Genomic DNA, 11,344 nt, shown 5'->3' with positions numbered 1-11,344 from the left:
CACCGCGGCCGAGGCCACCGCTCCGGCCAGCACCCAACCGACCCCTGGACGATCCAGCGGGATCAGAACCGCTCCTCCCACCCCCGCGATGCCAGCGGCAGGCAGGACACTCGATGGACAGGTGACTCGCCGCCACCTCGGCGGTTGCGGTACCCATAATCCCGGCGCGCGGAGCGCTTGAACTCCGGCCGGAGGAGGCGGCATCCGGTTGCCCGGCGCAGTCGAGGGTGACTCCTGCCAGACAGGAGAAACAAGTCGCGTAGGTTGCGTCGGAGCCGACGAGGTCGTTCGCCAACCTGCGCTCCACGGCGGTGCCGCATGGTCCGATTCCGCGTCACTGTGTGGAGCCGTCGGCGTCGGCTCACCCGCCGTAGCGTCACTTGCCGACACTGGCGTTTCGTCGGAGTGAGGCTCTAGGGACGTCGATGCCGATGAAACCCCCTCGGCTGCGGAGTCAGCGGCGATCGCTGCTGCTGTCGCACTATTCGGCCCGCCCACTGCGGCATCGGACGCCTTTCCCTTGCGCGACATCACCCCCTCTGTGGAAAGTGCAGCGCTGGCCGAAACACCACAACCCGAGGACTGTTCGATGTCCGATGCCGTCGAGCCGGCGGATCCTTGTCCGGCGGGGCTTTGTTCGGCGGAACCTGCCCCAGCAGGACCCCGCCCATCGGCACCGTCTCCCGCGGCATCTTCCCCGGCGACGCTTTGGCCGCCAGCACCTTGTCCGGCCGAGGTCGGCGGCGTTGTTCTGCTCCATCGGTATGGCCGTGTCACACGGGTCAGCGACGCTGCCGATGTGGCCGGTTCATCCGGCACCGCCGAGCGGAAGTTGGGGGTTGGGTCGTTCGGTGATGCGGAGCCCTCGGCCACAGCCCCGCCATGCTGCGGATGCTCGTCGCCGGATGGTCGTTTCGATGTCGGTGGTTCGTCTGGCGTCGCGGGTTGTTCGGGCATGAGGTTCCCCTCCTGTGGGTGTGCGGGAGCGCCCCGGGACCTGTTGAGTGGCTCGGGGTGTGGTGAGTTGGGTTGGACCAGAGGTGGTTCGGGGGCGTCAGCGGTCGGGCAGGACTACGCGGATGCGGGAGCCGGGGTCGGCCACCGCAATGGTGCCGCCGTGTAGGTCGACGACCCAGCGGGAGATGGCGAGGCCGAGGCCGGTGCCGCCGCCGTCGGTGCGGCCGCCGCGGGTGAAGCGGTCGAAGACGCGGGCACGTTCCGCCGGCGGGATGCCGGGTCCTTCGTCTTGGACCTCGATGACCAATTGGCCGTTATGGGCATGGGCGGTGATCCGCACTCGGCCGCCTGCGGGCCCGTGGCGGGCGGCGTTGTCGAGCAGATTCAACAGCACTTGATGCAGGCGTGCACGGTCTGCCGACACGCTGGCCGTGCTCGGTTGCACATCGGTGCTGAATCGCACGCCACGCCCGAGCGCCGCCGCCATCACCTCGGCCTCGGCGACGACCTGGGCGAGCAGCGGGACGACGGCGAGGCGTTCGCGATCGAGCGGGAGCGCACCCGCCTCGATGCTGGACAGATCGAGGAGCTCGGACACGAGCAAGCCCAACCGCTCGGTCTGCGCGAGGGCTGTGCGCAGCGTCGTGGGGTCGGGCTCGGACACCCCGTCCACAAGATTCTCCAGCACAGCATTGAGCGCGGTGATCGGCGTGCGGAGCTCATGGGAGACATTGGCGATGAGATCGCGGCGCTGCTGGTCGGCGGCCGCCAGGTCGGCGGCCATTTGATTGAACGCTGCCGCCAGCTGCCCGACCTCATCGCGCGAACTCGCGCGAACTCGCCGTGTGTAGTCGCCGTGCGCCATCCGTTTGGCTGCGGCAGTCATCTCACGCAGCGGCCTGGTGATGCCGTGCGCCAGGAACTGCGAAGTCACCAATGCGATGACGACGGCGGTGAGCGTGGTCCGCGGCGGCAGCCAGCCGATCTTGAAGCGAAAGAACCCGAAGGCCACCCCACCCGAAACCAGCATAAGGATCGCCAACTTGAGCTTGATCGACCGGACCGGATCGAGCGGGCGCGGCAACACCTCGGCCACAAAGTCACCGACCTTCTCCACGGTGCTCATCGTGCCTCCAGCGCGTAGCCGACACCGTGCACGGTGCGGATGAGGTCGGCGCCGAGCTTGCGGCGCAAGGCCTTGATGTGGCTGTCGACGGCGCGGGTGCCCGCGGCGTCGGCCCAGTCCCAGACTTCCTCGAGTAGACGTTCGCGGGCCAGCACCACGCGGGGCCTGCGGGCAAGTCGAGCGAGCAGCTCGAATTCGAGTGGGGTCAGCTGAGCTTCGACATCACCGCGCCAGACACGACGCTGATCGAGGTCTATGCGCAGGTCGCCGACGACGATGGCGGCATCATCACGGTCGGCCGCGCGGTCCATACGCCGCAGCAGTGCGTGCACCCGGGCCGCGAGCACACGCATGGAGAACGGTTTGGTGAGATAGTCGTCCGCGCCGACGCCGAGCCCGATCAACTGATCGGTTTCATCGGTGCGAGCAGTGAGCATCAGCACCGGCACACCGCGCCCGGCCTGAATGCGCCGACACACCTCGAGCCCATCGAACCCCGGCAGCATCACATCGAGCACTACAAGATCGGGCTCCCCCGCCTCCACCGCGGCGACCGCCGCGGGGCCGTCGTGCGCTGTCTCGACGGTGAACCCCTCCGCCCGCAGCCGTGCCGCGACGGACTCGGCAATGGTCACCTCGTCGTCGACGACGAGGATCCGACGCGATACCGGCGGCCCCGTGACCAGTGCGCTCTGCTCCATGCTCCGAAACCCTAGCCACCGCCTGTGGAGAGAAGCGGTGTCAAATGTGGAGATTCCGTGTGTTCGCCGTTCGTAGGAATTCGGAAAACCACTCTGGATCGACCCGAGTCGCTCGACCGGCCAGATCGTGATCGGCCGCTACTCCGAGGACTGCGGCCGGCCGCTGCCCGATGCCTGGGCTCCTCAGGCGGACACCAGGCAGGGCTCGTTGTCGATGCCTTCGTATTCGGTCCCGCGGCCGAAGCGCAACAGGCACAAGGTATTTGCTACGACCAGGAGGGTGGAGACTGCGTGGACTGCGCAGCCGATAGGTAGACCGATGTGGGTGGCCGGCACCAGAGCGGCGACGATGAGCAGGGAGCAGGCCAGGTTTGGCGAACGATACCCGTGGTGCGACGGCTGAGGGCGCCGGCAAAGGCGGCCGATATCGTCGACCGTCCAGTGCGACGTTCGCGGTCTCGAGCCGCGCGCGCTATCCGCGCCGATCAGAAGCTCGTGTGCACCGCGACTATTTGCGCGCTATCCCGCCGACCATCAGTCGCTCGGCAAGGGTGAGCTTGCCGCGCACGATCCGGTCCGGCCGCCATTCGGGCAGATACGCCAGCCCGGGCTCCACCAGTTCGAGACCACGGAACAGCCGCAGAATCTCCTCGCGCGTCCGGAACCGCCCCGTCCCCAGATATTCCAGGAACGACTGCTCCACCGGGCCTGCCTCCGGACCCTCGTTGATGAAGTGCGTGATGAACACATGACTGCCCGGCGGCACCGCGTCCAGGTAGCCGTCCACAACACCTTCGGGGTCTTCGCCGTCGTGCAGGTGATGCAACATGCCGACGAGCAGGACCGCGACCGGCTCGGAGAAATCGATCATCTTCTGCACGTCGGGGTGTGCCAAGACCTTGTCCGGCTCACGCAGGTCGGCGGTCACCACCCGAGTGCTCTTGTCCTGTTCCAGCAGAGCGCGCCCGTGCGCCAACACAATTGGATCGTTGTCGACATACACCACCCGTGCATCCGGCTGGAACGACTGGGCGACCTGGTGGGTGTTCTCCATGGTCGGCAGCCCCGCACCGAGGTCGAGGTACTGCTTCAGCCCGGCTTCACCGGCCAGGTACCGCACGCCGCGGCCCAGGATCGCGCGATTCAATTTCGCAAGCACATCGACCTGCGGCATCGTCTCGACGAGGTGATCGACCACGTGTTGGTCGACCTCGTAATAGTCTTTCCCGCCGAGTAGTGCGTCGTAGACTCGCGAAATACTCGGCTTGGTGGGATCGATGCCCACCGGTACCGACTCGGAACCCATCATCGTCACCCTCCCATGCAGGATCCGCATGTCTGGATCGTTCGGAGCAACCTAACCATGAAGGGCCGGTGTCACGTGGCCCGATACGCCATTCTGTCGTGTTGTGACGCACAACGGAAATCCCGAGCGCCACAACAGATCCTGCGCCCTGGAGTCGATCATCGAGCGCGATCCGAGCACCGCCTCCGTCGACGTGCGATCGACGTCCGCGCTGGACGGTTGCCCATCCGCAGGCCTGTCGGTCGTCGGTACCGCAGATCGGGAACGGCTACACCAAACCGTGTCCGACCTGCAACGGAAGGGATGGCACATGATCCAGCCCGCCGGCGAGCCGCGGTGCACAGTTAACAGCATGTTTGCTAAGGGACGGATCGGGATTCGCGTGCTCGTGGCCGCGGCGGTCGCGCTCCTGGCCACCCACGGGTTCCCAGGGTCGGCGACAGCGGCAGACCAGCGGGCGGCCCTCGGCGGTGGATCGGGCATCGTGCTCGGCGGACAATCGGCCTGCACCCTCACCACGATCGGTTTCGACCGCGCCGATCGGATGGTCGGACTGACCGCGGGACATTGCGCGGAACTCGGCGTGTCGGTCAAATCCGAGCACATGCCGCAGGCCGGGATCATCGGCACCGTGGCCGCGGTCGATCACCACGAGGACTACGCCGTGATCGAGTTCGACCGCGGCAAAGTCCACCCGATCCGGCAAGTGACCTCGACACTCATCGCCCGAATCGGTACCCCACCGCACGAAGGCGACATCGTCTGCAAGAACGGGCGCACGTCCGGATTCAACTGCGGCGTCGTGTGGGACACCCACCGCTGGTGGTTCCAGAATCACGTGTGCTCGCAACCGGGAGACTCGGGCGGTCCTGTCACCATCGGCGACCAGCTGGTCGGGATGAACGTCGGACACATCGGGGTCAAGGCGCTCGGCGTGACCGTCTTCGACATCATGTGTCAGGGCACGGGGGTGCCGGTCCACGATCCGGCGGTGGCCAGTCAAATCGGCATGGTGCTCGACGACATCGATCGGTCCGGCGGCATCGGAACCGGCTTCCGTCCACTCTGACCGCGGCACCGATGGCCCGTACTCCTGTGTGGCCGTACGATATTCCTGTGCCGCACAGATCCGCACCGAGCAGCTCGCCGCCGCCACGCTCGGCGTTCCCGGCGCGGACGAGACCTGGCGCCGGCCCTTGCCGCCGAACCGTCGAACCGTCGCCGGGGCTGTCGCAGGCGAGGTGCGATGGGCCGCCGATCATCTGTTGCCGTGGATGCTGCGACGCCTGCATGGACGCTCGTCGGGCACGGACATCGAGCCCAAGCGGCCGACCTTGCTACCGGTACCGAGCTGACGGTGTCGGCTCGAGGTCGGCCGTCGGTCTATACGGGCGCGTCGATGGCAGTCGACGCACCGCGACAGTCGGTGCACATCGAGCCAAGACCGGATCAACCGCTCGATCCCACGCGTATGCGTCCTACGACCGGCAGTAGTATGGCCCGGGTGCGAACACCGACGGAGGCAGCGGCGCGGCTGCGCGGTGCTTTCGTCGGATCAGCATCCGGTGCGGTGAGTATCGCCGCCCACGCTCTCGCCGGCGGCACGGTCTCCCCCAGCCGATCCGCGCTCGCCCTCCTGCTCGCCGCCTGCACGCTGACCGGCGCTGTGGTGGCCTCGATGCGCACCCAGCACGGCGTTGTCGGAGTCATGGCGATGCTCGCGATCGGCCAGACTGTCGGCCATCTCGCCTTATCGATGTCGGCGGGCCATCACCACAGCACGCATACCGGTGGGGCCATGCTGATGGCACACCTGATCGCCATCCCGGTGGGCGGCCTCCTCATCCACAGCGCGCAACGCGCCATCACCGGTGCGGCGTCGAGTGCAGTGCGCGCCGTCGGCGTGCTCGGCAGCGGACCGCTCGCACCCAGGACCCCTGCCCTCGCTGTGTCGTTCGGCGCTACGCCGACCCCGAAGCGGTTGCTGTTCAGTTCGGGCATCGGCACCCGGGGACCTCCGGCGCCCCGCTAGCCCGTCCCGCCGGCAGTCGATGCGGTCATACACTCAGCGCCATCGGCATATTCGCTCGACCTCGGTAATGCGTTGCCAACAACAGTGGATACGCGCATGCGGCCGAGTGCAGGACCGCACCCGCATCGAGCAATGTCGGATGTGCCCGCACCGCGCCGGCGCGCTGTACAACAGCGCGCTCGACGAGCTTCAGCACGATCCCACTCTATGCAGGCACTCATTTATCGGCCGGAGTCGTTCGGCGACCCTTGCCTGGCTCGTGTCTCGTGTCGCATCGAGTCGAGCACGACTACCTCGAACCGACCCACGCAGCGTCGATCGAACGTGTCGGTGTCGCCAATCGCACCCTGCCTGCAGCGGAAAACCCATCCCTTCCCGATCGGAGCCTCCCATGCTGACAACAACCCGACCATCCGCACTCCGCGCCTCCTATCTATTGCGCACGGCGGCCGCCCTCGCGTCGGTCCCACTCCTGCTCGTCGGCTGCTCATCCAACGACAAGGACGCCGCACCCACCAAGGCAGCGGATTCGATCACTGTCGAGGATCAGTGGATCAAGGCCGCCGAGAGCGGTATGTCGGCCGCGTTCGGCGATCTGAACAACTCCGGCACCACGTCGGTGACCGTCGTCTCCGCCAGCAGCCCCGCCTCCGAACGAGTCGAGCTGCATGAGGTCGTCGCGGCCGCGGACGGAACCAAGAAGATGCAGCCGAAAAGCGGTGGCTTCGTGATTCCGGCGCACGGCAGTGTCGCGCTGCGCCCCGGCGGCGACCACATCATGTTCATGGGGCTGAAGGCGGCGCTGCGCACCGGCTCGGAAACCCCGGTCACGCTCACCTTCGACGACGGGACGACCACCGCCTTCACCGCCCGAGTGCGCGACTTCCCCGGCAACCAGGAGAATTACGCACCAGAAGGCGACCACATGAGTGGCGGCACCCCGCAGACCCCCGCGCACGGTGGCTGAGTCCGCCCGCCAAGGACGCGTCTCTCGCCGACACCTGTTCGGCGGGGCCGCCGCCGCGGCCGGCGCCGCCGGACTCGGTTGGGGCGCGGTCGCGCTCGGCGATCGGCAAACCGGCGACACCGATCAGACGCCGACCACGATAGAGCCCTTCTACGGCGAACACCAGGCAGGCATCGAGACCGCACCACCGGCGCAGGCGACCTTCGTGGGGTTCGATCTGCGCCCCGGCACCGACCGCGACGACATCATCGGGCTCCTGCGGATCTGGACCGACGATGCCGCGCGGCTCACCCAGGGCCGCCCCGCACTGGCCGACACCGAACCCGAACTGGCGCACCGGCCCGCCCGGCTCACCGTCACCGTGGGACTGGGTCCGGGGATGTTCACGGTGGCCGGCCTGGAACAGCGCAGGCCGTCGTGGCTGCATCCGTTGCCGCCGTTCGACATCGATCGTCTCGAACCGGCCTGGAACGACGGTGATCTCCTGCTGCAGGTCTGCGCCGACGAGGCGACGGCTGTGTCGCATGCGGTACGGGTGTTGTGCAAGAACGTGGCATCGCTCGTCTCGGTCCGCTGGGTGCAACGCGGTTTCCGCAACGCCGCGCCAGGGCAGACCCCGCGCAATCTGATGGGGCAGGTCGACGGCACCGTCAATATCGCGCCGGGCACACCTGATTTCGCCCGGCTGGTCTGGGACGACGGCAGCGTGCAGCCCTGGCTGGCCGGCGGTACGTCGCTGGTGCTGCGCCGCATCGCGATGAAGCTCGACACCTGGGACGAAATCGATCCGGAGGGCAGGGAACTCAGCGTCGGCCGCAAGCTGGCCGACGGCGCGCCACTGACCGGGAGCAGGGAATTCGACGAGCCGAACTTCGCAGCCGTCGACGCACACGGCATTCCGGTCATCCCACCATCCGCACATATCGCCCGCGCCCATCACGCCCACGACGGCGAGCGGTTCCTGCGCCGCGGCTACAACTACGACGACGCGCCGCCGCCCGGTCAGACCTCCAACTCCGGGCTGCTGTTCGCGGCGTTCCAACGTGACGTGGATACCCAATATCTGCCGGTGCAGCAGCGTCTCGCCGAATTCGACGCCCTCAATGTCTGGACGACACCGATCGGGTCCGCGGTGTTCGTCATCCCACCCGGGGTGCGGTCACCGGGCGGATACCTCGGACAATCGCTGTTCGAGTCGTGACGACTGGTCCGATGCCCGCGTTCGGCAACGCCGGCATCGGACTCTCGTGACTCGGTTTCGACTTGTGCCTCAGGTCCACAGCACGGCGACGAACACGTTCACGATCGCCAGTCCGCCCGCAGCGTGCGTCAGCCATGGCACGTTCTTCCCTCGTTTGGCATCCGCATGCCCCATCTCGGCGAATGCCGCGACCAGCACCGCGATGACCAGCTTGGTACCGACCTTCGCCATATCGAGGTCCTTGCCGAGCGAGTCGATCGACTCGGCCATACCGACGAGCACGAGACCGGTGATGATCTGCAGACGCGCGCCCCACACCATTACCGTGGACACGTTCGGCTGTCCGGCCGCGTAACCCCCGACCACCGCGGCCAGGCCGAGCAGGTGTGTGACGACTACGACGTTATAGACGAATTGCGACAGGTTCACGTTGCGAACTCCCCACGGTTTCGGTGGTTGTGGACCGTTTTGTAGCCACGGTATTCGAGCACGCCACATCGGGGTGCCGCGATGGGGGTGGACGCCATGACGGAGGACGTTGTACGGCCACTGGTTCCGCGACAAGGAGACAGCGGTAGCACTTGCACCAGCCGCATCTTGAACCCCACCGCCACAACGCTTTCGGTCACCATGGCGTGAGCTGTTCGACAGTGCTCACCCGCTTCGAGAACATCGGTGCGGGCACGCCGGCGATCGGCGCATCACCTTCGAGCACGCCGGATTCGGTGACGACCGGACCGCATGTCAGCGCGGGCACGAGTCGATTGCGGGCGATGAACTGCTTCCTGGACCGCTCGTCGGGCGGTGAGGAATCGGATCGACTCGGAGGCTGCTTCACTCAGCGAGAAGACAATCTGTCCGCCGATCACGTCGCCCCGGCACTGCCCATCGCCGAGGTATGGAAACGCACTGGGGGTGGCCCGAACACCTTCACAAAGTGTATTCGAGTGTGAGGATCTCTCGTTGTGCCTCTTCGGCGCGGCCGGAGATGCCGGTGAGTTCACCCGTCCCCGAGCCTGGGACGATAGTGCCGAATGTGCGTTGGGTGGTGCCCTCGGCCAAGCCGCCGTGCTGGATGACGAAAGTGCCGCGGCGGCCGTCCAAGGTTCCCTCGACGCGCTCGCTGGCGACATATCCGGCGCCATCGTGGCCTTGTGCGGTGAGCACGTCGACGACACCGGCGCCGTCGATCACCCCGTGGTAGCGCTTGTGGATGCGGACCCGGGTCAGCTTGGGTCCCTCGGAGGGTTCGTCGTAGACGGTCTCGTCGAATTCGGTGATCTCGAAATGTGCGTCGATAGTGTGGGTTTGCTGTTGATCGTCCATCGGCGGTTCCGGGTCTGCGGTCCAGATCCCTTGTCTTCCTTTCAATTTCGTTAGTCGGCGAGGCGTGCGAGGGTTCCGCTTTCCAATGCTGCCCATATCGCGCCGTCCGGGCCCTGGGTGATGCCGTGGGGTTCTGACCGGGCGGTCGGCAGCTCGTGTGTGGTGATTACGCCATCGATGGTGATGGCGCCGATGCGGTTGGCGCCCCACTCGGTAAACCAGAGGGTGCCGTCGTCACCGGCTGTGATGGCGTGCGGTCGGGCGGCTCGGTCGGGCAGCGGGAACTCGGTGATCACACCGTCGGTGTCGATGCGGCCGATCTGGCCGGCGCCGATCTCGACGAACCATATTGCGCCGTCCGGTCCGGCGGTGACGCCGACCGGTGCCGCGGCCTCGGTCGGTAGTGGGTACAGGGAGATGGCCGGGTTCGTGCCCACGGATATGCGGCCGATCGCGTTGCCGGCGTTCAGGGTGAACCACAGTGCGCCATCGGCACCGGCGGTAATCGCGGCGGGAAACATGCCCGGGGTGGGAAGCGGGAACTCGGTCACCTGGCCTTGCGGAGTGATCCTGCCGACCATGTCGGAATTGGTCTGGGTGAACCACAGGGCACCGTCGGGGCCTGCGGCGATGCCGAACGGCCCGCACTCGGCAGTGGGCAGCGCGAACTCCCGCACCGAGCCGTCGGTGGTGATCCGGCCGATCCTGTGGGCCCGGTTTTCGGTGAACCACAACGCATCGTCAGGTCCTGCGGCGATGATCGTCGGGCCGCAGTCCGGGTCGAGTTGGTGGATTGTGGGCTGCCGGCCAGGAATTAGTCGCCCGATCCGGCCGCTGTGGACCAGCGTGTACCACAGTGCGCCATCGGGGCCTGTGACGATGGCGTACGGGCCCTCGTCGGCGCCGGATACCGGATTTTCTTCGACGGTCGTCATCGCCCGCTCGCCCCACGATGCTCGGAGGCGATGCGTTCGATGTCGGCCGGGGCGCCGGCCATGATCGTTCGGGAGTGCTCGGTGACCAGCTCGACCGGCCAATCCCACCAGGCGGCATGCAGCAAGCGGTCGACGTCGGCAGGGTCGAAACGACGGCGGATCGGCGTGGCCGGATTACCGCCAACGATGGTGTAGGGCGGAACGTCCGCGGTGACCAGCGCACCGGCCGCGATAATCGCACCGTCACCGATACACACCCCCGGTAGCACGGTCGCGCCGTAACCGAACCACACGTCGTTGCCGACGACGGTGTCACCCCGGCTGGGCATCCCGGTGACAATATCCAGAGTCTGCTCGGCCCAGCGGCCGCCGAACATCGTGAACGGGAACGTCGAGACGCCCATCGTCGGATGTTCGGCCCCGGCCATCAGGAACCGTGTTCCCGCCGCGATGGCGCAGTACTTGCCGATGATCAGCCGTTCCGGCCCGTAAGCGTAGAGCACGTTGCGCTGCTCGAAACCGGTCGCACCGTCGGGATCGTCGTAGTAGGTGTAGTCCCCCACAACGATTTTCGGCGAGCTGATCAGCGGCCTGAGGAACACCACGCGGTCATGAGCAGGCAGTGGATGCACGGTCATCGGATCGGGTGACAAACCAAAGTCCTTTCCTGATACCGCCGGAGAGCAGCGGCCCAGCAATTATGCATGCGCCGCAGGTGCAGGGCGGCATCGAGCCGGCTCGGATTCGACCACATAGCCGACCGTGCCACCGAGCACACGGGAAAGGCGTGCGT

General features: G+C 66.9%; 13 protein-coding genes. 5 read left to right on the top strand and 8 right to left on the bottom strand.

Going from position 1 to position 11,344, the window contains the following annotated elements; all coding sequences use genetic code 11:
* Positions 1-1,054 precede the first annotated feature (1,054 nt).
* The 3 genes from OHA42_RS23260 to OHA42_RS23250 all read right to left on the bottom strand — a co-directional run bounded on the left by OHA42_RS23260 (position 1,055) and on the right by OHA42_RS23250 (position 4,120).
* Entirely contained in the window at positions 1,055-2,083 is a 1,029-nt protein-coding gene (locus OHA42_RS23260) for an ATP-binding protein (RefSeq protein WP_406229981.1), read from the bottom strand.
* Positions 2,080-2,784, bottom strand: coding sequence for a response regulator (locus tag OHA42_RS23255; protein ID WP_406229980.1), 705 nt, complete (start codon positions 2,782-2,784; stop codon positions 2,080-2,082). The genes OHA42_RS23260 and OHA42_RS23255 overlap by 4 nt, the downstream gene beginning before the upstream one ends.
* A gap of 508 nt (positions 2,785-3,292) precedes the next feature.
* Positions 3,293-4,120, bottom strand: a complete 828-nt coding sequence (locus tag OHA42_RS23250; protein ID WP_406229979.1) for an SAM-dependent methyltransferase — start codon at positions 4,118-4,120, stop codon at positions 3,293-3,295.
* A gap of 322 nt (positions 4,121-4,442) precedes the next feature.
* Between OHA42_RS23250 and OHA42_RS23245 the strand changes: the two genes are divergently transcribed.
* From OHA42_RS23245 to OHA42_RS23225, 5 genes are all read left to right on the top strand, one after another.
* Positions 4,443-5,159, top strand: a complete 717-nt coding sequence (locus OHA42_RS23245) for a hypothetical protein (RefSeq protein ID WP_406229978.1) — start codon at positions 4,443-4,445, stop codon at positions 5,157-5,159.
* A 28-nt stretch (positions 5,160-5,187) separates the two neighbouring features.
* The gene (locus OHA42_RS23240; RefSeq protein WP_406229977.1) at positions 5,188-5,445 is read left to right on the top strand and encodes a hypothetical protein; all 258 of its coding nucleotides are present in this window, start codon (positions 5,188-5,190) and stop codon (positions 5,443-5,445) included.
* Positions 5,446-5,594: 149 nt separating this feature from the next.
* Positions 5,595-6,122 (top strand): hypothetical protein, encoded by a 528-nt coding sequence (locus tag OHA42_RS23235; RefSeq protein ID WP_406229976.1) that lies wholly within the window; start codon positions 5,595-5,597, stop codon positions 6,120-6,122.
* A 391-nt stretch (positions 6,123-6,513) separates the two neighbouring features.
* Positions 6,514-7,089 (top strand): copper chaperone PCu(A)C, encoded by a 576-nt coding sequence (locus OHA42_RS23230; protein ID WP_406229975.1) that lies wholly within the window; start codon positions 6,514-6,516, stop codon positions 7,087-7,089.
* Positions 7,082-8,290, top strand: coding sequence for a Dyp-type peroxidase (locus tag OHA42_RS23225; protein ID WP_406229974.1), 1,209 nt, complete (start codon positions 7,082-7,084; stop codon positions 8,288-8,290). Before OHA42_RS23230 ends, OHA42_RS23225 begins: the two co-directional genes overlap by 8 nt.
* A gap of 69 nt (positions 8,291-8,359) precedes the next feature.
* On the opposite strand, the gene OHA42_RS23220 is transcribed toward OHA42_RS23225, so the two are convergent.
* From OHA42_RS23220 to OHA42_RS23200, 5 genes are all read right to left on the bottom strand, one after another.
* Positions 8,360-8,719, bottom strand: coding sequence for a hypothetical protein (locus tag OHA42_RS23220; RefSeq protein WP_406229973.1), 360 nt, complete (start codon positions 8,717-8,719; stop codon positions 8,360-8,362).
* Between the two features lie 196 nt (positions 8,720-8,915).
* Positions 8,916-9,128, bottom strand: coding sequence for a hypothetical protein (locus OHA42_RS23215; RefSeq protein WP_406229972.1), 213 nt, complete (start codon positions 9,126-9,128; stop codon positions 8,916-8,918).
* A 92-nt stretch (positions 9,129-9,220) separates the two neighbouring features.
* The gene (locus OHA42_RS23210) at positions 9,221-9,616 is read right to left on the bottom strand and encodes a DUF3224 domain-containing protein (RefSeq protein ID WP_406229971.1); all 396 of its coding nucleotides are present in this window, start codon (positions 9,614-9,616) and stop codon (positions 9,221-9,223) included.
* 50 nt (positions 9,617-9,666) lie between these two features.
* Complete coding sequence (locus OHA42_RS23205; protein WP_406229970.1) at positions 9,667-10,551, bottom strand: virginiamycin B lyase; 885 nt, start codon at positions 10,549-10,551, stop codon at positions 9,667-9,669.
* On the bottom strand, positions 10,548-11,189 hold the full coding sequence (locus OHA42_RS23200; RefSeq protein WP_406239553.1) for a CatB-related O-acetyltransferase: 642 nt from the start codon (positions 11,187-11,189) through the stop codon (positions 10,548-10,550). Before OHA42_RS23200 ends, OHA42_RS23205 begins: the two co-directional genes overlap by 4 nt.
* Between the last annotated feature and the right edge of the window lie 155 nt (positions 11,190-11,344).

It is taken from the genome of Nocardia sp. NBC_01009, assembly GCF_045208035.1.
Classification (GTDB): Bacteria; Actinomycetota; Actinomycetes; order Mycobacteriales; family Mycobacteriaceae; genus Nocardia.
This window is presented reverse-complemented; position numbering and strand designations above follow the sequence as displayed.

What these genes read in the sequence shown, in the direction of transcription:
- OHA42_RS23260 (WP_406229981.1), bottom strand. Translation starts at nt 2,083, where the DNA reads ATGAGCACCGTGGAGAAGGTCGGTGACTTTGTGGCCGAGGTGTTGCCG.
- OHA42_RS23255 (WP_406229980.1), bottom strand. Translation starts at nt 2,784, where the DNA reads ATGGAGCAGAGCGCACTGGTCACGGGGCCGCCGGTATCGCGTCGGATC.
- OHA42_RS23250 (WP_406229979.1), bottom strand. Translation starts at nt 4,120, where the DNA reads ATGCGGATCCTGCATGGGAGGGTGACGATGATGGGTTCCGAGTCGGTA.
- OHA42_RS23245 (WP_406229978.1), top strand. Translation starts at nt 4,443, where the DNA reads ATGTTTGCTAAGGGACGGATCGGGATTCGCGTGCTCGTGGCCGCGGCG.
- OHA42_RS23230 (WP_406229975.1), top strand. Translation starts at nt 6,514, where the DNA reads ATGCTGACAACAACCCGACCATCCGCACTCCGCGCCTCCTATCTATTG.
- OHA42_RS23210 (WP_406229971.1), bottom strand. Translation starts at nt 9,616, where the DNA reads ATGGACGATCAACAGCAAACCCACACTATCGACGCACATTTCGAGATC.
- OHA42_RS23205 (WP_406229970.1), bottom strand. Translation starts at nt 10,551, where the DNA reads ATGACGACCGTCGAAGAAAATCCGGTATCCGGCGCCGACGAGGGCCCG.
- OHA42_RS23200 (WP_406239553.1), bottom strand. Translation starts at nt 11,189, where the DNA reads ATGACCGTGCATCCACTGCCTGCTCATGACCGCGTGGTGTTCCTCAGG.